The organism is Corynebacterium sp. HMSC072D12 (assembly GCF_001813925.1).
Classification (GTDB): domain Bacteria; phylum Actinomycetota; class Actinomycetes; order Mycobacteriales; family Mycobacteriaceae; genus Corynebacterium; species Corynebacterium aurimucosum.
This window is the reverse complement of record NZ_KV814392.1, coordinates 24,599-48,164: the sequence shown is the minus strand read 5'-3', so window position 1 is coordinate 48,164 and position 23,566 is coordinate 24,599. Positions and strand designations below refer to the sequence as shown.

General features: G+C 62.0%; 24 protein-coding genes. 2 read left to right on the top strand and 22 right to left on the bottom strand.

Going from position 1 to position 23,566, the window contains the following annotated elements; translation table 11 throughout:
- Positions 1-7 precede the first annotated feature (7 nt).
- From HMPREF2943_RS03830 to eccCa, 10 genes are all read right to left on the bottom strand, one after another.
- Positions 8-226 (bottom strand): hypothetical protein, encoded by a 219-nt coding sequence (locus HMPREF2943_RS03830; protein WP_070710838.1) that lies wholly within the window; start codon positions 224-226, stop codon positions 8-10.
- Between the two features lie 357 nt (positions 227-583).
- Positions 584-2,251 (bottom strand): zinc metalloprotease, encoded by a 1,668-nt coding sequence (locus HMPREF2943_RS03820; RefSeq protein WP_070710836.1) that lies wholly within the window; start codon positions 2,249-2,251, stop codon positions 584-586.
- Positions 2,251-2,562 (bottom strand): hypothetical protein, encoded by a 312-nt coding sequence (locus tag HMPREF2943_RS03815; protein ID WP_070446536.1) that lies wholly within the window; start codon positions 2,560-2,562, stop codon positions 2,251-2,253. The genes HMPREF2943_RS03820 and HMPREF2943_RS03815 overlap by 1 nt, the downstream gene beginning before the upstream one ends.
- A 140-nt stretch (positions 2,563-2,702) precedes the next feature.
- A complete protein-coding gene (gene glmM / locus HMPREF2943_RS03810) occupies positions 2,703-4,046 on the bottom strand; it encodes a phosphoglucosamine mutase (protein ID WP_070710835.1) in 1,344 nt (447 codons plus the stop codon).
- 172 nt (positions 4,047-4,218) lie between these two features.
- Positions 4,219-4,755 carry a 30S ribosomal protein S9 gene (rpsI, locus tag HMPREF2943_RS03805; protein ID WP_070644433.1) on the bottom strand — a complete coding sequence of 179 codons (537 nt, stop codon included), beginning with the start codon at positions 4,753-4,755 and terminating at the stop codon, positions 4,219-4,221.
- A complete protein-coding gene (gene rplM, locus HMPREF2943_RS03800) occupies positions 4,755-5,198 on the bottom strand; it encodes a 50S ribosomal protein L13 (protein ID WP_010189505.1) in 444 nt (147 codons plus the stop codon). The genes rpsI and rplM overlap by 1 nt, the downstream gene beginning before the upstream one ends.
- A 435-nt stretch (positions 5,199-5,633) precedes the next feature.
- A complete protein-coding gene (locus HMPREF2943_RS03795) occupies positions 5,634-5,921 on the bottom strand; it encodes a WXG100 family type VII secretion target (protein WP_010189507.1) in 288 nt (95 codons plus the stop codon).
- A 70-nt stretch (positions 5,922-5,991) separates the two neighbouring features.
- Positions 5,992-6,309 (bottom strand): WXG100 family type VII secretion target, encoded by a 318-nt coding sequence (locus tag HMPREF2943_RS03790; protein ID WP_010189512.1) that lies wholly within the window; start codon positions 6,307-6,309, stop codon positions 5,992-5,994.
- A 178-nt stretch (positions 6,310-6,487) separates the two neighbouring features.
- A complete protein-coding gene (locus HMPREF2943_RS03785) occupies positions 6,488-7,618 on the bottom strand; it encodes a type VII secretion-associated protein (RefSeq protein ID WP_070710834.1) in 1,131 nt (376 codons plus the stop codon).
- Positions 7,615-11,343: a type VII secretion protein EccCa gene (gene eccCa, locus HMPREF2943_RS03780; protein WP_246817262.1), complete on the bottom strand. Its 3,729-nt coding sequence runs from the start codon at positions 11,341-11,343 to the stop codon at positions 7,615-7,617. The genes HMPREF2943_RS03785 and eccCa overlap by 4 nt, the downstream gene beginning before the upstream one ends.
- A gap of 129 nt (positions 11,344-11,472) precedes the next feature.
- On the opposite strand from eccCa, the gene eccD reads away from it, so the two are divergent.
- Together eccD and HMPREF2943_RS03770 are read left to right on the top strand one after the other, a co-directional pair.
- Entirely contained in the window at positions 11,473-12,804 is a 1,332-nt protein-coding gene (gene eccD / locus HMPREF2943_RS03775; RefSeq protein WP_070710832.1) for a type VII secretion integral membrane protein EccD, read from the top strand.
- The gene (locus HMPREF2943_RS03770; protein WP_070710831.1) at positions 12,801-13,976 is read left to right on the top strand and encodes a S8 family serine peptidase; all 1,176 of its coding nucleotides are present in this window, start codon (positions 12,801-12,803) and stop codon (positions 13,974-13,976) included. The genes eccD and HMPREF2943_RS03770 overlap by 4 nt, the downstream gene beginning before the upstream one ends.
- On the opposite strand, the gene eccB is transcribed toward HMPREF2943_RS03770, so the two are convergent.
- The 12 genes from eccB to secY all read right to left on the bottom strand — a co-directional run bounded on the left by eccB (position 13,936) and on the right by secY (position 23,531).
- Positions 13,936-15,195, bottom strand: a complete 1,260-nt coding sequence (eccB, locus tag HMPREF2943_RS03765; RefSeq protein ID WP_070446550.1) for a type VII secretion protein EccB — start codon at positions 15,193-15,195, stop codon at positions 13,936-13,938. The genes HMPREF2943_RS03770 and eccB overlap by 41 nt on opposite strands.
- Before the next feature lie 54 nt (positions 15,196-15,249).
- The gene (gene truA / locus HMPREF2943_RS03760) at positions 15,250-16,110 is read right to left on the bottom strand and encodes a tRNA pseudouridine(38-40) synthase TruA (protein WP_070446552.1); all 861 of its coding nucleotides are present in this window, start codon (positions 16,108-16,110) and stop codon (positions 15,250-15,252) included.
- 212 nt (positions 16,111-16,322) lie between these two features.
- Positions 16,323-16,817 carry a 50S ribosomal protein L17 gene (gene rplQ, locus HMPREF2943_RS03755; protein ID WP_070446554.1) on the bottom strand — a complete coding sequence of 165 codons (495 nt, stop codon included), beginning with the start codon at positions 16,815-16,817 and terminating at the stop codon, positions 16,323-16,325.
- A 78-nt stretch (positions 16,818-16,895) separates the two neighbouring features.
- Positions 16,896-17,906, bottom strand: a complete 1,011-nt coding sequence (locus tag HMPREF2943_RS03750; RefSeq protein WP_010189530.1) for a DNA-directed RNA polymerase subunit alpha — start codon at positions 17,904-17,906, stop codon at positions 16,896-16,898.
- 69 nt (positions 17,907-17,975) lie between these two features.
- Positions 17,976-18,581 (bottom strand): 30S ribosomal protein S4, encoded by a 606-nt coding sequence (gene rpsD, locus HMPREF2943_RS03745; protein WP_010189536.1) that lies wholly within the window; start codon positions 18,579-18,581, stop codon positions 17,976-17,978.
- A gap of 21 nt (positions 18,582-18,602) precedes the next feature.
- Complete coding sequence (rpsK, locus tag HMPREF2943_RS03740) at positions 18,603-19,007, bottom strand: 30S ribosomal protein S11 (protein WP_010189540.1); 405 nt, start codon at positions 19,005-19,007, stop codon at positions 18,603-18,605.
- A 3-nt stretch (positions 19,008-19,010) separates the two neighbouring features.
- Positions 19,011-19,379, bottom strand: a complete 369-nt coding sequence (gene rpsM, locus HMPREF2943_RS03735; protein WP_039673764.1) for a 30S ribosomal protein S13 — start codon at positions 19,377-19,379, stop codon at positions 19,011-19,013.
- A 185-nt stretch (positions 19,380-19,564) separates the two neighbouring features.
- Positions 19,565-19,783: a translation initiation factor IF-1 gene (gene infA / locus HMPREF2943_RS03730; RefSeq protein ID WP_003854422.1), complete on the bottom strand. Its 219-nt coding sequence runs from the start codon at positions 19,781-19,783 to the stop codon at positions 19,565-19,567.
- Positions 19,784-20,006: 223 nt separating this feature from the next.
- A complete protein-coding gene (locus HMPREF2943_RS03725; protein ID WP_070710830.1) occupies positions 20,007-20,798 on the bottom strand; it encodes a L,D-transpeptidase in 792 nt (263 codons plus the stop codon).
- Positions 20,799-20,850: 52 nt separating this feature from the next.
- Complete coding sequence (gene map / locus HMPREF2943_RS03720; RefSeq protein WP_070446558.1) at positions 20,851-21,645, bottom strand: type I methionyl aminopeptidase; 795 nt, start codon at positions 21,643-21,645, stop codon at positions 20,851-20,853.
- Positions 21,646-21,660: 15 nt separating this feature from the next.
- Entirely contained in the window at positions 21,661-22,206 is a 546-nt protein-coding gene (locus tag HMPREF2943_RS03715; RefSeq protein WP_070446560.1) for an adenylate kinase, read from the bottom strand.
- A complete protein-coding gene (gene secY / locus HMPREF2943_RS03710) occupies positions 22,206-23,531 on the bottom strand; it encodes a preprotein translocase subunit SecY (protein ID WP_070446562.1) in 1,326 nt (441 codons plus the stop codon). The genes HMPREF2943_RS03715 and secY overlap by 1 nt, the downstream gene beginning before the upstream one ends.
- Between the last annotated feature and the right edge of the window lie 35 nt (positions 23,532-23,566).

The following is a 23,566-nucleotide window of genomic DNA, read 5'->3' as shown; positions in this document are numbered from 1 at the left end:
CGATCGTTTATTCGTCCTGCTTTAGTCTTTTTAAGCGGGGAACTTCAAGGAGAAGCCAGGCGATAAGGCCAATTCCTGGGAGAAGCAGCTGCGCGGCCGTCCACAGCTTTATGTAGGCCATATCTCGGTCGCATTTGATCTCAATGCCAAGCACGACAAAAGCCACCAAGAGGTACAGCATGGGAAGAACTCCCCACAAGACGTCATAAAGACAAGGAACTGTCATGCGGTCTTCTCCCAAGCCTTGGTTGATACGTGCAGTGGCTACTCACGCCACAGTAACACCGGGAGCTGCTGGCGCACAGAGGAGTTTCCCGGTTTCCGTGTCACCCGCGCCTGAGCACTGATTGCACTTGGCCGCGCGGGCGGCCTCGCCCCTGCCCTTGGCTTTGGCTGTGCGCTCCGCCCCTAGAAGCAGGGTTGCGCCGCTGCGCCTCTGTAGGCGATTGGGCTTGGGCGGCACGCTGCGCAGACTTTTCCAATTCGTCTTGTGCTTTAGCCATGGCTTTCTCAAATTCCAGCAGCCGTGCGGCTGTGCGCTCGCGGAATCCGCGCGCGAACTCATCAAAATCATTGTGCGGCATTACCACTGCCCTGCCTTTCGTGCGTGTACGGAGGAGGTTTCTGAACTTTCTTGCGGGGGCATTTCTGGCGTGGCCTCAGCCCCAGCGGCCGGACCTGGTACTGGCTCAGGTGCAGGTGCTGGCGCCGGGGCTGGCTGCGGCGCCGGTGCCTCCGCTGCCTGCATGTGCGCAAGTTTCTCTGGCGGTGCCTCTGGCTCAGGAACGTTGTTCAGCTCCGGAGGCGGCGGCGTAACACCGTTGTCAGGAGCAGGCTCTGGTGCAGGCGGTGGGCAGGGTTCGGGCTCTGGCTGCGGTTCTGGCTCGGGTACAGGCTCCGGTACGGGCTCCGGCTCCGGCAGATTCTCCACGAAGTCCATAGCTGCCTCAGCCAACAGACCCAGCCCCAGAATGGCAACGCCCACGCCAAGCAGGCCTAAGCTTCCACAGCAGGCTTCTTCAGGCTTGCACTCACCTGCTTCCGCACCGGGTGGCTGCTCTGCTTCTTCGCAGTCCTCGTCTCCTACAGGTTCTTCAGGGCACTCGATGTCTTCGGCTGCCGGCTCCACGTTCTCAGGACAGTCCACCACCTTCTGCGGCACAGGTTCAGTGGGAACCTCAACCCCTGCATCGGCGGGCTTCGTGGTTCCTAGTTCACGTTGATGTGCACCACACCCGCACGACTGTGCTTCCTTTTCGGCATTGCAGCGGCACGGTGTGTGCTCCTCTTCTGGTGCCGTTGACGCGGGCTCAGTCGGCACATGGCTCGGCTCAGTCGGCGTCGCCGGCTGTGGCTTCTCTTCAACCGGTGGGCAGTCTTTTTCAGGCACCGTGGCGGGCTGGGTGGGCTCCGGCTTTTCTGGTGGTGCCACCGGTGTTTCTGGTTTCGGCTCTACAGGTTGCTGCGGTGCAGCTGGCGCCGAAGGCTGAGCTGGCTGTGTGGGCTGAGACGGTGTGGACGGGGCCGGAGCTGGTGACGGCTGGGCCGGTGCACAAGGTTCAGGCTCAGGTTGCGGGCACTCTTTCCGCTTCTCCTCACAGCCGCATTCGGGCTCTGGCGGGGTTTCCGGCAGCTCTCGCTCGCACACCTCGGTGCAGCGCCGTTCAAACTCGTCATAGCAATTCTCAATGGCGGTATCGCGGTCCCGGCACGTTTGCGTGATGGTGTCATTCGTCTGATCGATAAGCTCCCCACCAATGCGCGATATCACCGGGATGATGACCTTTCCCAGAGGGTGCCGCTGCAACAGCATGGTCAAGATGTTAATCAGTGGAATCACAGCAGAGATAAGCTCTGCCACCGCGGAATCAGAAACATCAACGACGTCTTCGATGGCATCCGAACACTGCTGCGCGGATTCCACCAAATCATCGGCTTCGTCCCTTTCCTTGTCGAAATCGTCTTGCACGCCGCGCAAATGATCCATGATCGCTCCCCCGGCCAGCGATAGAACCGTACCGAGAAGGAATTCCCGCAACCCGTTACCACCGCGCCCTGGGCGGCGAGCACCCATCGCCGACGCAGTGTTCGTAACCAAGTCGCCTGGGTTAATCCCATCGACCGACCCCACCATGTCCCCCAACAAGCCAATGGGCGTGCTGGGCCCGGAATAGCCTCCTCGGCTTGCCGCCTGGAACTGGGACACCGCTTGTGAATAATCACCCAAGAGTGACTTGACCATCGTGGACATCAATTCACCCCTGCTTCCTGGTCACCGAGTTGCCCGGCGAGGCCGCGGTCCACGTCCCCGAAAGCACGCAGTTGTTCGCGCGCGGCATCCGCTGTGGCCGATATGTTCTCTAACCGCCACGCACCGCGTTCATGGAGCCGGTTCAACAGGGCCTGAATCTGTGCGCCGTGCCCGCCGAAATCACGCCCCGCGGAGGATTGGGGAAAATTCGGTCTATCCCCGCGGTGCGCGTCACTTTGGGCACGGGTTTGGTCCACGACGGCGTCGAGAAGCCGCGTGGCTTCATCCTCATCAAAAAATACGTCGGGCATATGCGCCCTCCTTCTCGTCCACAACAAACAGTGATTCCTGCTTTTATTGGACTGAGAAACATCCTCTTTGGTTCCCACACCACCCCACAAAACACGAAACCCCAGGCCAGCAGCCTGGGGTTGTGGTGGAATGAGTAGAGCTACACTGCAGCAACGACGGCCGCAAGCTTGCCTGCGACCTTGCGCGCCTGCTCCTTTTCAGCAGCCTCCACCATGACGCGGAAGAGCTCCTCCGTGCCGGACGGGCGCAGCAGAACGCGGCCCGTATCACCGAGCTCTGCCTCGGCAGCAGCGATAGCTTCCTTAACCTCAGGGGCGTTAAGGATGACAGCCTTGTCGGACACCGGAACGTTAATGAGCACCTGCGGCAGCACCGTCATCACGGAGGCCAGCTCCTTGAGGGTCTTCCCGGACTTGGCCATGCGCGCCATGATGGACAAACCGGTTAGCGTGCCATCACCAGTGGTGCAATCATCCGGCAGCACCACGTGGCCGGACTGTTCACCGCCCAAGGAGAAGTCACCGCGATTGAGCTCTTCCAGCACGTAGCGGTCACCCACGGCGGTTTCCTTGACCTCGATGCCCTGCTCCTGCATGGCCAGCTTCAGGCCCAGGTTCGACATCACGGTGGCCACCAAGGTGTTGAAGCGGAGATCGTTTTCTTCCTTCATACCCACGGCGAGGATCGCCATGATCTGGTCACCGTCAACGACGTTGCCTTCGGCATCCACGGCTAGGCAACGGTCAGCGTCACCATCGTGCGCTAGGCCCAGATCGGCGCCGTGCTCGACGACGGCCTCCTGGGTCTTCTCAATGTGCGTCGAGCCGCAATCCTCATTGATGTTGAAGGCATTAGGCTTGTTGTGAATGGCAACGACCTCAGCACCCGCAGCCTCATAGGCCTGCGGTGCAACCTTGGAGGCAGCGCCATTTGCAGTATCGACGACAACCTTGATGCCGTTCAGATCCGTGGTAACAACCTCAGCCAAGTGCTTCAGGTAGCGCTCGCGGCCGTCGGGAGCCTCCGAAATAATGCGGCCAATCTTGGTCGCAGTCGGGCCATCTTCAGTGAGATTGTCCATAGCAGCCTGGATGCGGTCTTCCACCTCATCCGGCAACTTCTTGCCGCCCGCGGAGAAGAACTTGATGCCATTGTCTGGCATCGGGTTATGGGAAGCGGAGATCATCACGCCGAGATCTGCCCCAAAGTCATCGGTAAGGAACGCGATTGCCGGGGTAGGCAGCACGCCGACGCGCACGACGTCAACGCCTCGCGATGCCAGACCCGAGGCAATCGCCGCATCCAGCATCTCACCCGACACACGCGGGTCGCGCCCGATAATCGCGAGCGGGCGACGCTCATAAGATTCACGGTCTGAAGTAAGAACTTCCGCTGCCGCCTGGCCCAAGCGCAGCGCGAGAATCGGTGTGAGCTTCTTGTTCGCGAGGCCGCGAACTCCATCGGTTCCAAAAAGTCGAGTCATAGTTGTTCATTATGCCCGCTCCCCGTTGTGTGGCGCAGATCGGTCCACCTTTGGGGCTTGGTTATACCCCGCAACATAGCAGGAAACTCGCCCCACCCCTGCCATACACGGCGAAAGCCGCCGCCTCCACGAAAGGGAAGCAGCGGCTTTCGGAAAATGCAGTAAGCGAAGATTAACGCTTGGAGTACTGCGGGGCACGACGTGCCTTGTGCAGACCAGCCTTCTTGCGCTCCACGGCACGAGCATCACGGGTGAGCAGGCCAGCCTTCTTCAGGGCCTGGCGGTCAGCCGGGTTGTAGATGTTCAGTGCGCGGGCGATAGCCAGGCGCAGGGCGCCTGCCTGACCGGTCGGGCCACCACCGTTGACGGTGACCTTGATGTCGAACTGACCCTCGCGCTCGAGGATGGTCAGCGGCAGCAGGATGTCCTGCTGGTGCAGCTTGTTCGGGAAGTACTCGTCAAAGGCGCGGCCGTTGACGGAGATGTTGCCGGAACCAGCAACGAGGCGAACACGAGCGATGGCGCGCTTACGGCGACCAACGGTCTGGATCGGGCCCTCGTGGATAGCCGGGGCAGCGGTCTCAACCTCAGCCTCGGTATCGGTTGCCAGGGAATCACCGATGGTGTTGGTGAACTCCTCGGTAGCGGCGGTTGCTGCAGCGATGTCGGCAGCGTCGGCTACATTGTTGTCGATGTTCTGCTCGGTCATTACTGTGCCACCTGCTTAAACTCAAAGGTTTCCGGCTTCTGGCCGGCGTACGGGTGCTCCTCGCCCACGAAAACGTGCAGCTTCTTGATGGAGGCGTTGGAAAGCTTGTTGTGCGGCATCATGCCCTTTACAGCTTCCTCGATAACGCGGACCGGGTTGGCGTCCAGGGACTGACCAAGGGTCATGGACTTCAGGCCGCCCGGGTAACCGGAGTGGCGGTAGCGCATCTCGCGCTCGCGCTTGTTGGAGGAAATGTGGATCTTGTCCGCATTCAGGATGATGATGTGGTCGCCGCAATCAACGTTCGGTGCGTACTGGGGCTTGTGCTTGCCGCGCAGCATGTCAGCCACGGTGGAAGCGAGCTTGCCCAGAACCACGTCGGTAGCGTCGATGACGTACCACTTGCGGGTGATGTCACCGCTCTTCGGGTGGAAAGTAGACAAAATGACTCCTTGAAAGTCTGTCTCGGAACTGCCGGCCATCGCTATGTAAGCCCCTACGCGGTACATACAGCGGCCGGTGGAGACCTGCAGCACGCGCGCACCCAAGTCAACAAGGGTGCGGACACATAGGTGCTTCACTTTAGTACGCAGCGGATCAAAAACCCAAAACGCCGATATCGCCCCTCACCAACGCCTCCATCCCTGCTAATTCGGGGTGGGGGTTCGAGACAGAAACGTTGATGAGAAGCGATACCGGCGCCTTTTGCTGAGTGAGCGGAGGGTGGTGTGGGTCAAGGTGGCGCGTCCAGCCCTTCCATTCTCTGCGCCACTCCCCTAGCCTCCGCGCCTTCCTCCCTCCCGCTCACTGCTCATGGTGGTGAATGGTCAGGCAGAAAGTGTCCGCGCACCCAGCTCAAGACTCACAGTAGGAGTGGTTTAGCCCCAGCTAGCGGCAGCGCGACGGTTGACGTCGCTCATATTGTCATTGCCCTGGGAAACCGTGGTGGAGATGGTCGCTAGCACCGTGTTGAGCTCGGCGGCTGCCTTGTCCCATTTCGCCTGCGCCGCGTTATATGCGGCAGCGGAATCTCCCTCCCACGTCGATACCATCGGCTGCAGGGTGGATTTGAGGTCACCGAGGAGCCCGTTGATGCGGCCCGAGGTGGAGTTGATGTCGGCGGCGGCACCGGCGATGGCGCCAAACTGATACTTGATTCCAGACATTGCGTGTTCCTTATCTTCTGTGTTCGTGCGTGGTTCAGCGTGTGCAGTAGTCAGTGAAAGCAGCTCGTGTTTAGAGGGCCAGGCCCGCGCCGCCAACGTTCTCGAAAGACTGGGCGTTATCAGCCTCGACCGAATCAAAGTTGCGGGCATTGTCCCTGATGTTCTCGCTGATGGCGGTCAGCGCCTCACGCAGCTGCTGCGCGGAGGAGTTGTAGCGCTGCATTAGGTTGTCAAAGGAAACCTGCGCGCGGCCTGCCCAGCTGCCACGGACGGAGTCCACAACACCCTGCAGGCGGGTGAGCTCCCCCTGTACCTCGTCGTTGGTGGAGTCGACGCGGCCAGCGGTGGCCACCATTACGTCGGCTTCTGTGCGGAACGTTTGAGTCATGTCCTTCTCTTTCTGTCTTGTTCCCTACCTTGGGGCGTATCCCTTATTCCTAGGGATTGGTGTGTGTTTCTTCCCCCGAGAAGCACCCTGTGTCCTTCTCACCCTTATTGGACTGAGCTAGTAGCTCATCGGTTCCCGCTAATTTCCAGATTCTTTGAGATTCGCAGAACTTTCCCGCTTAGTCCTTCTTGACCAGCGATTCTGCCGCCATTCGGCAGGCAGCCTTCTGCACTACATTGGGCTCAAACTTGGTGTGGCAGCCCACGGACATCTGATGGCCCTTGTCTTCCCACATCATCCACGTCACCCGGGAGCCGTCGCCGGGGTCCTCGGTATACGTCAGCCGTCCAGCGTCCTCTACCGGATCACGGAGGGCAGGATCGGATTCGATCTGCTCTTTAATCTCTGTGAACAACACGTCGACAGGCACATTGAAAAGCGGATCAGCAGCCAGGAGGATGCGCAGGTTAGGGTCTTCACCGGCAGCGGTGACCAGACCATCCTCCACGCTGGTGCGGAATCCTTGAGGAAGCACCAGGGACATTCCCTCCACGTCGATGGCCTGCTGACCGGGTCGCAGCTGCCTACTTCCGGATTCCTCAGCTCCGGCCCCCTCGGCCGGGCCCTCGGGATGTGCTTCCGTGCTGGGATTCGAGGCCATGCCCGAAGTGCCGGAGGCGGCAGATGCTCCTTCAGCTGTCTGATCGGGAGTCGACGCTGCCACAGCCGCATCCTTGCGACCCACCGCCCACCACGACACCCCGGCCACCACGAGCACCATGACCGCGATAGCGATGTAGAAAAGATCGATACCTCCCAACAACGCGGACCAGCGGGATTCCGCTGCACGGTGCGAGCGCCCGCGGCGGACAGGCCGGGACAGCTCGGCAGTCGCCGCGTCCTCATCCCCAAGGTCCTCGTGCTGCGTGCCCACGACCGAACGGGAAGAAGACGGTGCAGCACTAGCCGCAACAGACACGGACGGCGGCGATGGTTCTGGTTCCTGCACGGTCGCACCCGCGCCAGCGAGCTGACGGCGCAGAATACTCACGGCTTCGACGCTGACCTCCGTTCCAGAGGGATCCGCCACCACATCAACGCTGATGTCCGGCCATTCCGCCCCGCAGACCTTTTCGGCTTGGTCGAGGACTGCCTCCAGTGCCCAGCCTTCGGCGATTCCAGTGCCGGGCAGGTCATAGCGATAGATCGTCTCTGGGCCTTCATAAATCGTGGCGGCATCGAGCACCGTAATAACTAGCGTGGTCTCGGGCGCGGTTGTCGGGGTTCGCAGTGCATGCGTCGTGGTCATTGGTTCTCTCCCTTGTTGCTTGTGGTCTGTGGTGAGGTATGTGAACTATCGGCGCTTGGCACATAGACCTGCGCCAAGCCTTGGGATACGCCGCGGACGACCCATTGGCCGCGGCCGGGCGGCAATGCCGTCGGTTTGATGCCGAAGATGGCGCCTTCGTCACGGTCGGCGTCGAGAAGCAGCAGCGCCGGCTGCAAGTCCCGCACCGCCGAGAGGAACTGCCCAAACATCGCGCGCCCAATGCCACCTGCTTTGCGCGCGAACACCAGGTGCAGCCCCACATCGCGGGCGTGCGGGAGGAGCTCCAGCAGAGGTGCTAGCGCTATCTCGCTGACGAGGTCGAGGTCATCGATGACAAGGTAAATATCTGGGCCTTGCCACCAGCTCCGCGCGGCGAGCTGGGCAGGGGTGACGTCGGCGCCAGGGAGGCGCTGCTCTAGGGTGCGCACTGTATCGAGAATGGCTTGGGTGGCCGCGCTTGCCGACGCCCCATAGGCCGCCACCATCTCCTCATCCAGCGTCCCCAAATGCGCGCGGCGCTCATCGATGACTACCAGGCGGGCCTCCTCCCGACTCAGCTGGCTGATTCCGGCGAGAATCACGCTGAGAAAATGCGATTTGCCGGAGCCTTGAGAGCCAATGCACACGAGGTGAGGCTGGACGCCCGGATCCCAGTCGAGGACCTCTAGGTCCGGACCACCAATGCCCCAGGCCACCCCGTCTGATGACGAACCATCTTCCGGCTCAGGCAATTCGGTGAGCACAGTGGGCAACATTTTCAGCGGTGGAACCGGAACAGCATCCGCATGCACGCCACAGATATGAGCGATATCCTGCGGTGAGGTCGCTGCAAAAAGGAGGTTTTCCCCTGCTAAAGTGATCCCTCGCCCAGGTGCTGCCGGCAACTTCTGCTGCGCCTTGCGGTCGATGAGGGAATCCATGGCTTCGCCCAAGCGCAGCTCAAGGCGGGCCGCGATGAGATCCCGAATCGACGGCCGCAAACTGGTCCACCGCGCCGCTGCAATCAAGACGTGAACGCGGGCGGAGGCACCGTCAGCAACCAACTGGGTAATCGGCTCAGCTAAGTCCTCAAAGTCTGCCCCGGAGGTGCCGATGTGGTGCCAGCCGTCCACGATCAAAAAGGTGTGGCGAGGTTCCGGGCGGCGCACGAGGCCGGCGACTTCATCGACGATGCGCCGCACCTTTTCCGGTTCCTCACGTCCGGCTACCCCAGCTACATGAGGCAGACGGTCCAACACCCGCAGCTGCCCGCCTCCTAGGTCGATGACATAAAAGCGCACCTGGTCCGGCGAATGCCACAGGGCCATACCGGAGGCGATGCTGCGCAGCGCCATCGACTTTCCTGACTGCGGTCCGCCGCACAGTGCAAGGTGCCCACCGCCCGTCGTGAAATCCACGAGCAGCGGGTCTTGACGCTGGTGATAAGGACGATCAATAAGCCCCACCTCCGCGCGTAGCCCGCCACCTGCGCTGAGTGAATCCGTGCGCAGAGCGGCAACGCTGGATAGCTCTACCACGGGCGGCAAGGGTGGCAACCAGATTCGCCTCGCTGACTGGCCGCGCTTGGAGGCTTCCTCCCGGGCGGCAGCCACCACTGTGTCCAAGAGTGTGCTCGAAGAATCCACGAGCTCCGTATAGTCCGCGTTCTCCTCCGCCGTACGATGCCCACTAAAAAGCTCCACGCGTGCCGAATGCCGCGTATGTTCGGCCACCTCATCACGCACTACCCGGCGCGTGACCGGGCCAGAAACATAAGAAGCCTGAAAGCGCGTGGGGGCATCGGCATCCGTTTTGAGGTAGCCGGCTCCCGGCTGGGCGGGGAGGTGATAAGCATCGGGCACGCCGAGGACCTGGCGGGATTCCCCGGCGGAGAAAGTCTTCAACCCAATGCGATAAGACAGGTGCGAGTCCAATCCCCGCAAGCGCCCTTCCTCCAAGCGCTGGGAGGCCAGCAACAGGTGCACGTGCAGCGAGCGGCCGAGCCTTCCCACCGCGACGAAGAGTTCAGCGAAGTCCGGGTGCTGCCCCAGCAGCTCCGAAAACTCATCCACCACAATGACCAACGCTGGCAGCGGCCCGTGCTCCGCCACCGCGGCAGCGGAGGCGTTGAATTCGCCCACGTTGGCAAAATTTCCTGCCTTGCGCAGCAGCTCCTGGCGGCGATTCATCTCGCCGGAGATGGCATCGTACATTCGCTCCACCAGGGTGGATTCTTCTTCCAGGTTGGTAATCACGGCGGAGGTGTGCGGCAGTTCCTCACAGCCCAAGAAGGTGGCGCCACCTTTGAAGTCAACGAGCACAAGATTGAGTTCCTCCGGACTGTGCGTGGCGGCCAGCGCTACGACAAGCGTTCGAAGTAATTCCGATTTTCCGCTGCCTGTGGCACCAATGCATAACCCATGCGGCCCCATCCCGCCCTGCGCGGACTCCTTTAAGTCAAGCATCAGAGCGTGCCCGGACTCGTCGACACCGATGGGCACACACAGCCGCTCAGCAGGGCTGCGCCCCTGCCACATGCCGGAGGCTTGGAGCGCATCTACATCCCGAAAGCCCAGCAACGAGGGCACATCCGCATTGCGGCCATGCCGAGGCGTGGACGCGACATCGCCACCGAAGGGGCGGTGATAGGGCGCGAGGGTGCGGGCAAGGAGGAGGGCCGTGGGGACGTCGACAAACGCGCAGCTTCCTAGCTCCTCCTCGCCCGCGGCAGTAACCACGGAGAGCGTGCTTTCCGCCCGCAGGTAGATGCCCTCTTCCTCGGCGCGCCGTCCCAGCGGCGAATGGGGTGTCACCCCCACGGCGATGGTGGTTGTGGGGCTATCCCCCGGCGCGTCACTGCGCAGCACACCAACGCTATGCCCTTGTTCCTCCGTCATGACGCAGATGCGAAACTGCGCCTGGTCAGGCTCCCTGGAATGCGGCAGCCACTTCAACCATCCCCATTCCGCACCGTGATACTCAATGCCCACGGTCTCCGGGTCATGCAGCACCGCCAGGTGTAACAGCAGCGCGCGGGCCACCCCAGCGGCGTCTTCACCGGCCAGGCCGACGACGCGAAAGGCCTGCAACTGGATGACCACCGGCATATCCGCGAGGGTTCCCACCGCACGCACGGTCTGGCGCAGGCTCACCGCGCACACCGGGTCGAGGTCTTCCGCCGCACCCGAATCCGGCACATTAATGGGAGTGCACAGGGCCATCGGCCCCGTCCCCACCCGCACTTCCAAGGCATCCGGGGCATCCGCCGTCCGTTCCCACAGCCGCGGGGTGGGAATCAGCGCGCCAAGCTGTTCGGGGTCAGGGTTGCGGTGTTCCTCGTGCGCGCGCTGAGCCGCCCCACGCTCTAGTGCTTCCTCCCGCAGTGCCTTGAGGTGGCGCAAGTAGGTCCGGCGGGTCTCATCCGGATCGTGCCCGCCTGCCTGTGGGTTAAACATCATGGCCATGCTGGCCAGCATCATGAGCGGGAACATGAGGCTCATGGGACTGATCCGTCGTGCATCCCCCGCTCCGAGAACCATGAGCGCCACCATGCCCAGCATGGCCGCGATCATCACCAGCGGCATGAGTAAGCGCACGAGCGGCACCGGTTGTGCGCGGGCTGCCTCCGGCACCGCCTCGGCATCAATGTTGCCCTGCGGCAACGGTGGTGCTGGCTCCCGATAGGCCGCCACCCCAGTGCCAACGACGCGTGTAGGTACGCGCATGTCAAAGTCCTTCCCCCCGAAGTACTCCACCGCCTCCTTAAGCGGTGGACAGCGTGCCACAAGTAAGCCACAATGTGAGGCAATGGGCAAGGGGTTGCCCAGAAAAATTTTTCGGGGGAGGTACTTTCCATGACTCGCGCACTTGCGCATTCCATTCACGTCACCGTCCGCATCCATGCAGGCCAGACCCGCAAAGAAGCAGATGTATCGCTACCGCTTTCTTCCAGCGTCGGGGAGGTGCTGGGAGAATTGCTCGTGCTTGTCGACGTCCCCCCGGCCCCCATCCTCTGGCGCGCCACTACCGCGGCGGGCAAGACCATATCGATGACCACGCCACTCGACCGCACCAGTTTGGAAGACGGCTCCATCCTGGTGCTCAGCCCAGATGCGCCGACACCGGCGCCCATCGTGCGGGATGCCGCGGAGGCACTCGCTGCCGAAGCCTCGACCACGCAGCTGTCTGGTCTAGCCGGGGTCTGGGGCGTGGCAGGGCTTATCGCCGTCGGCGCCTTGCTCGCCGCCGCCCTATCTCCCTCGATTGGCTGCGCCGCCGCTGCACTCCTCGGCCTCGTGCTCGCGGCGTGGACCCGGCGCGGTTCTCTGCTTGCAACCGCCCACGTTGCTGCTGGTCTGGCGGGGGCGCTGTCCACTGGTTCGCCTGTGGCTACTGGCCCAGCCGGAACCGTGATTCCGGCCGCACCACTCGTGGGTGCTGCGGCGGCCGTGGGTGCTGTGGCGGTGCTCTCCCACGTGGTGCGTATTGGCGGATTACGTGCTCGGGCAAGTGCCGCCACGTGGTGCCTGCTCGCGCTCGTCGGTGTGCTTGGCCCCGGCCCGTTACTTGCCTCCACTGTGGTCCTGCTAGCGGCCTCTCCCCTGCTGACCACGCGGCTTGCTGGCCTCCGAGTGCCGCAACTGCCCACCGCCGGGCAGGACTTGAGTATCTCGGATGAGGATCCCACGGATAACTCACTCAAAGCCCGGCACGCCGGGCAGGCCTACGAAGGTATAGCGGTGGGCTGCACGCTGGCGGGCATTCCTTCCCTCTTTCTCGTCGCGCTCAACGCTCACGCGGACGCAACCGTGGTTGCTTCCCAGGCATTATGCGTGAGCATCGCCGGAGCGGTCATCGTGCATGCGGCACGCCATGCCCGGCTCATTGCGGCGTGGGCACTGGGTATTTATGGCCTGGCCGCGGCTAGTGCCGCGGTGGCGGTACCTCTGCGCGAGTGGCAGCTGCTTAGTGCCCCGACTATGGGAACGTGGGTGCTCAGCGTGATCGTGGGTCTCATCGTGGTGGCCATGCTTTCAGTACCGGTGTGGGCAGGCAAACTACAGCAGATTGAGCCAACTACCATCGTGTGGTTCGAGCGCGCCGAGGCACTCGCGCTCGCCGCTTGCCTGCCGCTCGCCGCGCACCTGGCCGGGCTCTTCGAGTTCATTCGGGGGTTGGGCGCATGACAGCTCTAAGCAGAATCAGCGCTGCCAGCGCAGCCCTTGGCGCAGTCCTGGCTTGGGGTTCCTGCGTGTTGCCTGGGCCGATAGCTGCTGCCCGTGAACCGGATACCGCCTGTGCAGTAGCCACGCGGGCTCCAGCAGGACCACAGCCTTCGGCGCAGTACTCGGAGTATCGTGCGCGACTGCATTCCTTTGCCACGGGTGCCGGGGTGAAGGTCGCGGTCATCGACACTGGGGTGGCCGCCCACCCACAGCTGCACGTATCACCAGGAGCGGACTTCGTAACCCCGGAGGAACCAGACCCGCTGCGAGATTGTGACCTGCACGGAACGGTGGTGGCCGGCGTCATCGCAGGTAAGGAACTCGGCATGGCTCCGGATGCGGAAATCTACTCCATCCGGCAGACCAGTTCGCATTACCGGGCTCCAGCAGCAGAGAGCAGTGAAGCGGAACGAGCTGGCTCCGGCACACTGGCCAGCCTGGCTGCCGCCATCGAGGATGCTGTTAACGCAGACGCAAAGGTCATCAACGTCTCCGTGGTCTCCTGCGTTCCGCAGGATGCCGCGGCAAGGGTGGACCGCGCTGGTGTGGATGCGGCGCTTCGCCGTGCAGAAGAGGCTGGGGCGGTGGTCGTGGCGGCGTCGGGAAACGCCACGGCTGGCGGCTGCGAAAAGGATGACGTGGTCTTTCCCGCGGAAGCCGAAACCGTCCTCGCGGTCGGCGCCTTAGCTACGCCGCATGAACTCGCGGAGTACTCCATCGCCGCGCCCCTCAGCGCGGAAGGAAGCGTCCCTCTTGCGCTTGAACCCGGCGGCGGCTGGGCCACGGGAAAAGGCGACGCTACCTTTCAAGGCACTTCCTTTGCTGCGCCGCTGGTCAGCGGTACTCTCGCTTTGCTGGTGCAGCGATACCCCGGGGACTCCCCGGCACAGCTGCGCCAGCGCATTATTGATTCGGCCGAACCCGGGCACGGGGTGGTGGATCCTCTTACTGCGGTAACCTATCGGCCCCCGAGCGATTCCCGTAAGGATCGCTCGATTGCGGTCGCACCAGCGGCGGCATCGAAAGACACGTCCTGGCCACAGGTGCGTTTGCTCCTCGGGGCCTTAGGCTTGCTCATCCTCGTGGCGGTTTTCAGTGCTCAGCCTTTAAGGCCTCCGCGCGGCTTAAGGTAGAGCCTTCCGGCAACAGGCGCAGGATCTCCCACGGCACCTGCTCCGGTTCCTCCACGCCCAGCGCGCTCAGCTCCGCGGCACCAGCCAGCTCGTGGCGTCTGCCAGTGGCGGACACCACGTGATAACCGTGCCCGCTATCCACGCCCACGCCAGCTTGGAGTCCGGCGAAACGGTGCGCGGGCGAATCTCCCGGTAGGTCCACCGTGGCCGCCACCGGCCGCAGCATGCCAGCACCCTGTTCGTGTGTCGCACACAACCAGCCTTGCTCAGGAGACAGGAAGTCCACGCGGGTGGTGGGCAGGTTGAAGGTCGGTGGGACATCGCCCAGCGCGGCCACCTCTTGCGCCTGTGCGGGCAGGCGCTGAGCACCCACGCCGACGAGCATCTCCGCCTGGGTGGGGGTGATGGAGAAAACACCGTGCTCCGTGCGCGCCCACAACTGCTCGCCGGTGTCGAGGATCTCAGGCGGCGCGGCTGGAAAGCTCAGCGGCTCCAGCTCTGTGAAGGCGTTGAGCAATTCCTCGGGCATGGTCCACACAGCGGTTTCTGCAGTCATCCCTAACGCGCGGCGCAGAACCCTGCCCTGCGTGCTCGTAGCCTCAGGCAACACGACGCGCCCCTGCCCCGTCAGCAGCCACTGCGTCCCAGCGGATTCCACCACGGCGGCGTGCTCCGCATCGAAGGTAGGAACGGCATGGTGCGCCACCACGGTGACGATGCCGACGTGGCTGCTGGACTGCCAGTTCTCGCCCTGCGTAGATTCTTCCAAACAGGCCGACCAGCCTGACTCCTCCCCCATCGCCGTGCCCAGGAGGTTAGGCGCATCCGCAATTCCCAGCGGTGTGCCCAGGTTCACCTGCTCCAGGAAGCTTTCGCCGGCGGCCTGCGCTTCGACCGGTTCGTTGGCGATGAGTCGGGCCGAAGCCAGGTTGGTCACCGGATGATAGGTGCCATTCACTAGCGCTAAGAGCTGTCCCTCAGAAGAACGCACCACGGGCGCATCCCCTGGCTGCGGGTCCGGCTGCATCCACGCGATGAGCCCCGATCCGAGACTCAAAAAGGCCACGGCGGCCACCCCGCCAAGCAAGGCGCGACGCCGTCGCTTTAGCGGATCATGAATCATGCGGATATCCCCGAAGACCAAGCCGTGCTCGAGGCGACGCAGTAGAAACTTGTGCCCGGATACTTGGGCCTTGGTAGTAGGCAACGCGCGTGCCATGAGAATCCTCCCCGAATCAGTGCGCCACCCTCCCACGGCGCAGTGAGTTCTAGATTAACCCAACTCGGTATCCTCTGCAGCGCGACGGCTGCGGGTCATCTCCGCGCGCGCGGCTAACTGTTCCGCATCGGGATAGTCCACGCCGACGAGGCTCAAACCCGCTGCCGGGGCGAGGGGAATCTGGGAAGACCTGCTGGTCTCTTTGAGCATCTGGTCTGCGAAATCCACGTCACGGGAGCCTTCGCCCACCCGCAGGCAGCAGCCTACGAGACAGCGCACCATGGACCAGCAAAAAGCATCGGCGCTCACGTGCGCCTCATAAAGCTGGGGCTCGGCCGGCGTGGAGACATCCTTCCACTCAAAGGCCAGCAGCTCGCGAATGGTGGTTGCGTGCGGCTTGGCTTTGCAGAAGGCCACGAAATCGTTGAGGCCCACCAGCCTGTCGGCGGCTGCCTGCATCAGATCCAGGTCCACCGGCTTGAACCAGGTCGCGGTATCGCGCGCGCGGGTCGGCAGTGCCCCGCGCGGATGCGTCGTAATGCGGTAGACATAGTGGCGGCATAGCGCCGAAAAGCGCGCATCAAAATCGGGCGATACTTCGGTGCAGGCGTGTACACGGACGTCGACGGGCAGCAGCTTGGCCAGGCGCCTGACCAGTTTGGCAGGGTCACCATCGATGCTCCGTTGGCTCAGCGCCTCACGGGTGGTGTCGAAGTGAGCCACCTGACCGCTGGCATGAACGCCCGCGTCGGTGCGCCCGGCCACGGTGAGCTCCACGGGGTGGCGCAGCACCATGCTCAGCTTCTCCTCCACGGTCTGCTGCACCGTGCGAAGCCCACCTTTCTGCCGAGCCCAACCATGGAAGTCGGTGCCGTCATAGGCCAAGTCCAGTCGCAGGCGAACGCTTTCACTCATGGGGGTTGATGATACCGTGCGCCCGAAGCGCCGTGCAGACTGCGTCGGTGGCCCGTTTTAACAAATAGTGGCCTAAAAACTGCAATTTTTGGACCCTTATTTGTTAAAACGGTACTTCATCCAGAGCACCTGCGCCGGGGCCCGTAAAAGACGACAAAGGCCCGCGTCCCACCACAGTGGTGAGCGCGGGCCCTATAAGACCTAAAGAAGAATTACTTCTCCTCGGTGGTCTCCTCTGCCTCAGTCTCGTCAGCCTTAGCGGACTCAGCCTCAGCCTCTTCAGCCTTAGCTTCCTCGGCCTGCTTGGAGGCAGCAGCGCGGGTAGCGCGGTTTGCCTCGGAGGTCACGGTCTCCTCGAGAACGAGGGAGATCTGGGACATCGGGGCGTTATCGCCGGAGCGGTTCTCCAGCTTGATGATGCGGGTGTAGCCACCCTCACGGTTCTCGAACTTCGGTGCCAGCTCATCAAAGAGGTAAGCAACGACATCCTTGTGCGGGATGAGCTTGAGAACTGCGCGTCGGTCAGCAACGGTGCCGGCCTTCGCCTTGGTGATGATCTTCTCGATGTACGGACGAAGAACCTTCGCCTTGGCATCGGTGGTCTTGATTGCGCCGTGCTCGATCAGGCTCGCAGCCATGTTGCTCAGCAGGTGCTTCTGCTGGCTGGCGGAGCCGCCGAGACGCGGACCCTTCTTGGGGGTAGGCATGATGTACTCCTCGTGTGCGGATTAATTGAGCGCGCGACGGGGCGCAAAAGTCGCGCCGTCACGATTCAGTGGAATTCTTTACTCGGAATCGTCGGAAGCCGGGTCTTTGAAGTCACCGGTTTCTGCGTCGTAGCCTTCCAGCTGGGTCGGGTCGAAGTCCTCGGGAGTGTCCTTGAGGGCCAGGCCCAGGTTAGCCAGCTTGATCTTTACCTCGTTTATCGACTTCTGACCGAAGTTGCGGATATCCAGCAGGTCCGACTCGGTGCACTCAGCGAGCTCACCAACGGTGTGGATCTCCTGACGCTTCAGGCAGTTGTAGGAGCGGACGGAGAAGTTCAGATCCTCGATCGGCATGCTGTAGGCGGCGATGTACTCCGTCTCCTGCGGGGACGGGCCAATCTCGATGCCCTCAGCAGCGGTGTTCAGCTCGCGAGCCAGGCCGAAGAGCTCGACCAGAGTGCCGCCGGCGGAAGCCAGGGCGTCGCGTGCGGAAATCGAGTTCTTGGTCTCGACGTCGATGATCAGCTTGTCAAAGTCAGTGCGCTGCTCAACACGAGTAGCTTCGACCTTGTAAGAGACCTTCAGCACCGGGGAGTAAATCTGGTCAACCGGAATGCGGCCGATTTCTCCCGAGGTAGCAGCAGCCGGGACGTAGCCACGGCCGCGCTCGACGACGAGTTCCATCTCCAGCTTGGCGGACTCATTCAGCGATGCAATGTGCAGATCCGAGTTGTGGATCTCCACGCCAGCCGGCGGCTGGATATCGCCTGCAGTGACCTCACCCGGGCCTTCCTTGCTCAGGTACATCACAACCGGCTCGTCGGAGTCGGAGGACAGAACCAAGCCCTTGACGTTCAGGATGATCTCGGAAACGTCTTCCTTCACACCGTTGATGGTGGTGAACTCGTGGAGCACACCGTCAATCTTGATGGAGGTTACTGCCGCGCCCGGGATGGACGAAAGCAGCGTGCGACGAAGCGAGTTGCCAAGGGTGTAACCGAAGCCCGGCTCGAGCGGCTCGATGACGAACTTAGAGCGGGACGAGTCGATGAATTCCTCGGTGAGCTGAGGACGCTGGGAAATAAGCATGGAGTTTCTCCTTGTCGGCGCCCGCTATATGACGCCGGTAGAAGGGGTAAAGATGAAAGTGTCGAAGGATTACTTCGAGTAAAGCTCGACGATGAGCTGCTCCTGCAGCGGGACGTCGATCTGAGCGCGCTCGGGCAGCTGGTGCACGAGGATGCGCAGGGTGTCCGGAACGACCTGCAGCCACGCCGGAACGTTGGCGTCGACCAGGCGGTCCTGAGCCTCTTCGAACCATTCCATCTTCTGGGAACGCTCACGAACATCAATGATGTCGTACTGCGTAACGCGGAAGGAAGGAACGTTGATCTTCTTGCCGTTCACGGTGAAGTGACCGTGAGAGACAAGCTGGCGAGCCTGGCGGCGGGTGTTGGCCAGACCGGCGCGGTAGATCACGTTGTCGAGACGGGACTCGAGCAGAACGACGAGGTTGTCACCGGTCTTGCCCGGGAGACGGTTAGCCTCGGCGTAGTAGCGGCGGAACTGACGCTCCAGCACACCGTAGGTGTACTTCGCCTTCTGCTTCTCCTGGAGCTGCAGCAGGTACTCAGATTCCTTGATGCGGTTGCGGCCAGCCTGTCCCGGAGGGTACGGGCGACGCTCAAATGCCATGTCGCCGCCGACCAGGTCGACGCGCAGACGGCGGGATACGCGGGTAGCGGGGCCAGTATAACGAGCCATTTTCTTACCTCTTCCTTTCCCTTAAACCTTGCGGCGCTTGGTCGGACGGCAGCCGTTGTGCGGCTGTGGGGTGGCATCCGTGATCGAGGAAACCTCGAGGCCTGCAGCCTGCAGGGAACGGATGGCGGTCTCGCGGCCGGAGCCCGGACCCTTGACGAAAACGTCAACCTTCTTCATACCGTGGTCCATGGCCTTGCGGGCCGCGTTCTCTGCAGCCATCTGCGCAGCGAACGGGGTGGACTTACGGGAACCCTTGAAGCCGACGTGGCCGGAGGATGCCCAGGAGATGACAGCACCGTGCGGGTCCGTGATGGACACGATGGTGTTGTTGAAGGTGGACTTGATGTATGCGTGGCCAGCGGCCACGTTCTTCTTTACGACGCGACGACCACCACGGCGCGCGCCGGAACGAGTCTTGGGTGGCATATTTTACTTCTTCTTTCCTGCGATCGTCTTCTTCGGGCCCTTGCGCGTACGAGCGTTGGTCTTGGTGCGCTGACCACGAACGGGCAGGCCACGACGGTGGCGGATGCCCTGGTAGCAACCGATTTCAATCTTGCGACGGATGTCAGCCTGAACCTGGCGGCGGAGGTCACCCTCTACCTTCCAGGTAGCTTCAATGACGTCACGCAGCGCCGACAGCTGATCGTCGTCGAGGTTGTCGGTGCGCAGGTCGGGAGAAATGCCGGTCTTTTCCAGCAGTTCCTTGGCACGGGAAGGCCCGATGCCGTAGATGTAGGTGAGAGCAACCTCCATACGCTTGTTGCGCGGGAGGTCAACACCAGCTAGACGTGCCATATGGCTAGTCCTTTCGGGTTGTTACGATGGTTTTCTCCTCATCCGTCCCCCGCCACGCATACGCTTCGCCCCGGACCGTGCCGGGGTACTGTGGGCATGCTTAGCAGCGTGGGCTCAGGCCATCGCAGCCTGAGGTGAAAAAGGACGCAGCTAGTGCGTCCCGTGGGTGAGGAGGCTTACAGTCTTTACTTGTAGCGGTAGACGATGCGTCCGCGGGTCAGGTCATAAGGAGACAGCTCCACAACAACGCGGTCCTCCGGGAGGATGCGGATGTAGTGCTGACGCATCTTGCCCGAGATATGGGCGAGTACCTTGTGTCCGTTGTCGAGTTCGACGCGGAACATTGCGTTGGGCAGGGGTTCGACGATGCGACCCTCAACCTCGATTGCGCCTTCCTTAGCCATAACCTCTACTTTTCTGGTGAAGTGCGTGCCACGCTTGGCGACGCCCCCACCTGCATGTTTGATGTCTACTGCCTGGTGCCTCCAGCAACCACTTTGGCCGCATACAGACACCAGCACTAAAGCATACGCTGCGAGAACGGGTTTTCCAAATACAGAAACCTCCCGTCACCACATGGTGCGGGAGGCTGATGCCATGTAGCGGTGACTCGCTCACCGCAACGTCTTAGTAGATGAAGACCTTCGAGCCCATCGGCACATCATTCCAGTAGCGCACCGCATCCTGATGGGTCAGGCGCACGCAGCCATTGGACTGGTATGCCGGGGAACCCTCATGGAAGGCGTGGCCATTGTTGGTGAAGTACATGGCGTAGGGCATCGGGGCGTTGCCGAACTCCCAGGAGATCTCGTCCTTGATCTTGCGGTTGATGTAGAAGGTACCAGCCGGGGTTTCCTCACCCGGCTTGCCGACAGACATGCCCTGAGCGACGTAGGTGACGTTGCCGTTGCCATCCTGCAGCCAGGTACGGCTCCCACCACGATCCACGCAGATGCGTGCATCTGCCGGGCAAGGACCAACGTCGAAGCGCTGTGCCTGACGCTCAGCCTCAGCCTTGCGGGCAGCTTCCTCAGCGGCAGCCTTCTCGCGGGCAATCTGCTCAGCGTGGGCGCGCTCTTCAGCTTCGCGAGCGGCGCGGATCTCAGCATTCTTCTGGTCAATCAGACCCGGGAAGATCAGCTCGATGGCACCATCGATAACTGGGCGGAGGGCGTCAGCCGCCTGCGGGTTAACGCTCTGGAGCGTCTCCAGCATCTGGTTGCGGCTATTCCACGCGTTCTCGCGGGTCTGGCCAGCGAACTCATCAAGCTGGGACTGAACGTCGGAAGACAGGGTGTCGATCGAAGGAACCGTCTGTGCGTTAGCGGCCGGAGCCACCGAGAGAGTGGCGGCTACCAGGCCAATTGCGGTGGCGCGACGTAGGGAACGGGCGCCAACTAGGGAGCGAATCTTAGACATGGCAAAAAGTATAAACCTTCCTTAGGCAAAATGCCTACCCAGGACACAAGTTTTAATATCGCTGAGTCAGGATGCGCGGACCATTCTCCGTGGCCGCCACCGTGTGCTCCCAGTGGGCAGATAGTGAACCGTCGAGCGTCACGACAGTCCAATCATCGTCGAGAACTTCATTGTCCTCGGTACCCAGGGTCAGCATCGGCTCAATGGCGAGGACGGAGCCCTCCTGAATAATCGGGCCACGTCCCGCCTTACCTTCATTAGCCAGGTAAGGCTCTTCGTGCATTTCACGGCCAATGCCGTGGCCACCGTAGCCATCGACGATGAATAGCTCCACGCCGAACTTATCCTCGGCGCGATAGGTAGCCTGCTCGAGGGCTGCGGAGACGTCGGTAAGCCGATTGCCGGGAACCATGGCCTTGAGGCCTTCGTGTAGGACCCATTCGGTGGCGTCGCTCAGCGCCTGTGCCTCAGGGCTGAGCTTGCCGACGCCAAACGTCCACGCACTATCCCCCACCCAGCCGTCTAGCGTGGCACCGCAGTCGATGGAGACGAGGTCTCCCTCGGCCAGGAGAAGGTCTTTGTGAGGAATACCATGGACAATCACGTCATTGACGGAGGCGCAAATAGACCCCGGAAAGCCGCCATAGCCCTTGAAGGTGGGCACGGCGCCGGCATCCCGAATGGTGTGCTCGGCTACTTCATCGAGTTCGAGCGTACTCACCCCCACTGCCGCGGCGGCCCGCACGGCTTGCAGAGCGCGGCCGACAACTTCTCCGGCCGCCTGCATGGCGTCGAGCTCGCCCGGCGTGCGGGCGGGAATGGTCTTGGTGCGTCGTCGAAAAGCCATGGCGAGGTTGGCAGATTACTTGCCCATAGCCTGAAGGGTGCGCTCGTTGATCTCCTCAACGCTTCCTTCAGCCTTAATGGAGATGATGGCATCGCCGTAGTGCTCGATGAGCGGGAAGGTCTCCTCGCGGTAGACACCTAGGCGGGTGCGAATGGTTTCCTCTGTGTCGTCCGCGCGGCCGCGAGCAAGCATGCGCTCGACCACGACGTCCTCGGATACCTCAAAGTTCAGGACGCCATCGAGCTTCAGGCCCTTGTCGGCGAGTAGCTTCTCCAGGATGTCGGCCTGCTCCACGGTGCGCGGGAAGCCGTCGAGAAGGAAGCCGTCCTTGGCGTCATCCTGGTTGAGGCGGTCCTCCACCATGCGAGCCGTGACGTCGGTCGGCACCAGCTTGCCGGCATCAATGTAGGACTTGGCCTCTACGCCGAGCGGGGTGCCCTCACCAATGTTGGCGCGGAAGAGGTCACCGGTGGAGATGTGCGGAACGCCGAGCTTCTCGCTGAGGAGAGCGGCTTGGGTGCCCTTGCCGGCACCGGGAGGGCCAAGGAGTACGTAACGCATTACTTAAGCAGTCCTTCGTAGTTGGATTGTAGGAGCTGGGACTCGATTTGCTTGACCGTGGTCAGGGCCACCGAGACCATAATGAGGATGGCGGTACCACCGAAAGCGGAGGTACCAGCGGCACCAGCGCTGCCGATTCCAAGATCCAGGAGGATATTCGGCAAGACGGCGATAACCGCGAGGTAGATCGAGCCGACGAACAACAGACGGTTCATGACAAAGCCTAGGTACTCGGCGGTCGGTCGGCCCGGGCGAATGCCCGGGATAAATCCACCATACTTCTTCATGTTCTCAGCCTGCTCGGCCGGGTCATATTGAACCGAAACGTAGAAGTAGGAGAAGAAGATGGTGAGCACGAAGTACAGGACGATGTACTGCCAGGAGCTCGGCGACTGCAAGTGCGCGATGACATTGCGCTGCCACCAGTTATCAGACACGCCCGCGGAACCGGAGTTAACGATCTGGGTGATGAGCACCGGCATGTAGATCAGCGAGGAAGCGAAGATGACCGGGATAACGCCGGCCTGGTTGACCTTAAGCGGCAGGTAGGTGGAGGAACCACCGTACTGGCGGCGGCCCACCATGCGCTTGGCGTATTGCACCGGAATCCGGCGCTGGCCCTGCTCGATGAAGGTAATGCCCACGACGAGGAAGATGAGCCCGGCAAGAACCATGGCGAAGACCAGGCCGCCATTGTTCTGGAGGATGTTAACGCCGTCGGTAGGAAGGCGGGTAGCAATACCGGCGAAAATCATCAGCGACATACCGTTGCCGATGCCCTTCTCAGTAATCAGCTCACCCATCCACATCACAAGGATGGCGCCGGAGGTCATGGTGATAACGAGCACGATGAGGGTGAAGAAGTTGCGGTCCTCCGCCAGGACGCGCACACCTTGTCCTAGAAGCTGCTCGCGGTCCGCCAGAGCCACGATGCCCGAAGACTGCAGCAGCGCCAACGCCAGGGTGAGGTAGCGCGTGTACTGCGTCATTTTGGCCTGACCGGACTGTCCCTCCTTCTTCAACTGCTCGAAGTGGGGAATGACCACGGTCAGCAGCTGCACGATAATCGACGCCGTAATGTACGGCATGATGCCGATGGCGAAGATGGACAGCTGCAGGAGCGCACCACCGGAGAACAGGTTGATCACCGAATAGAGGTTGCCTGCTTCCTCCGTGAGGTCACGAAGCCGGCCGGCGATGGTGGCGTAATCAACGCCCGGCGACGGGATCTGTGCGCCAACGCGGTAGAGGATAATCAACACGAGCGTGAAGATGATCTTCTTACGCAGGTCGGCATCTTTGAAAGCCTGCAGAATGGCGGACACTACTAAATCCTCCTGGCCTACCGCGCTTGCTATGC

Bases quoted from the DNA above. Each gene is read 5' to 3' on its own strand.
- HMPREF2943_RS03770 (WP_070710831.1), top strand. From the start codon at position 12,801: ATGACAGCTCTAAGCAGAATCAGCGCTGCCAGCGCAGCCCTTGGCGCA.
- HMPREF2943_RS03830 (WP_070710838.1), bottom strand. From the start codon at position 226: ATGACAGTTCCTTGTCTTTATGACGTCTTGTGGGGAGTTCTTCCCATG.
- rpsM (WP_039673764.1), bottom strand. From the start codon at position 19,379: ATGGCACGTCTAGCTGGTGTTGACCTCCCGCGCAACAAGCGTATGGAG.
- HMPREF2943_RS03790 (WP_010189512.1), bottom strand. From the start codon at position 6,309: ATGACTCAAACGTTCCGCACAGAAGCCGACGTAATGGTGGCCACCGCT.
- eccCa (WP_246817262.1), bottom strand. From the start codon at position 11,343: ATGCGCGTACCTACACGCGTCGTTGGCACTGGGGTGGCGGCCTATCGG.
- HMPREF2943_RS03795 (WP_010189507.1), bottom strand. From the start codon at position 5,921: ATGTCTGGAATCAAGTATCAGTTTGGCGCCATCGCCGGTGCCGCCGCC.
- map (WP_070446558.1), bottom strand. From the start codon at position 21,645: ATGGCTTTTCGACGACGCACCAAGACCATTCCCGCCCGCACGCCGGGC.
- glmM (WP_070710835.1), bottom strand. From the start codon at position 4,046: ATGACTCGACTTTTTGGAACCGATGGAGTTCGCGGCCTCGCGAACAAG.
- rpsD (WP_010189536.1), bottom strand. From the start codon at position 18,581: ATGGCTCGTTATACTGGCCCCGCTACCCGCGTATCCCGCCGTCTGCGC.
- infA (WP_003854422.1), bottom strand. From the start codon at position 19,783: ATGGCTAAGGAAGGCGCAATCGAGGTTGAGGGTCGCATCGTCGAACCC.
- rplQ (WP_070446554.1), bottom strand. From the start codon at position 16,817: ATGCCTACCCCCAAGAAGGGTCCGCGTCTCGGCGGCTCCGCCAGCCAG.
- eccB (WP_070446550.1), bottom strand. From the start codon at position 15,195: ATGGCACGCGCGTTGCCTACTACCAAGGCCCAAGTATCCGGGCACAAG.
- HMPREF2943_RS03820 (WP_070710836.1), bottom strand. From the start codon at position 2,251: ATGTCCACGATGGTCAAGTCACTCTTGGGTGATTATTCACAAGCGGTG.
- rpsK (WP_010189540.1), bottom strand. From the start codon at position 19,007: ATGCCACCCAAGACTCGTTCCGGCGCGCGCCGTGGTGGTCGTCGCGTC.
- rpsI (WP_070644433.1), bottom strand. From the start codon at position 4,755: ATGACCGAGCAGAACATCGACAACAATGTAGCCGACGCTGCCGACATC.
- truA (WP_070446552.1), bottom strand. From the start codon at position 16,110: ATGAGTGAAAGCGTTCGCCTGCGACTGGACTTGGCCTATGACGGCACC.
- HMPREF2943_RS03750 (WP_010189530.1), bottom strand. From the start codon at position 17,906: ATGCTTATTTCCCAGCGTCCTCAGCTCACCGAGGAATTCATCGACTCG.
- HMPREF2943_RS03815 (WP_070446536.1), bottom strand. From the start codon at position 2,562: ATGCCCGACGTATTTTTTGATGAGGATGAAGCCACGCGGCTTCTCGAC.
- HMPREF2943_RS03715 (WP_070446560.1), bottom strand. From the start codon at position 22,206: ATGCGTTACGTACTCCTTGGCCCTCCCGGTGCCGGCAAGGGCACCCAA.
- HMPREF2943_RS03785 (WP_070710834.1), bottom strand. From the start codon at position 7,618: ATGACCACGACGCATGCACTGCGAACCCCGACAACCGCGCCCGAGACC.
- eccD (WP_070710832.1), top strand. From the start codon at position 11,473: ATGACTCGCGCACTTGCGCATTCCATTCACGTCACCGTCCGCATCCAT.
- HMPREF2943_RS03725 (WP_070710830.1), bottom strand. From the start codon at position 20,798: ATGTCTAAGATTCGCTCCCTAGTTGGCGCCCGTTCCCTACGTCGCGCC.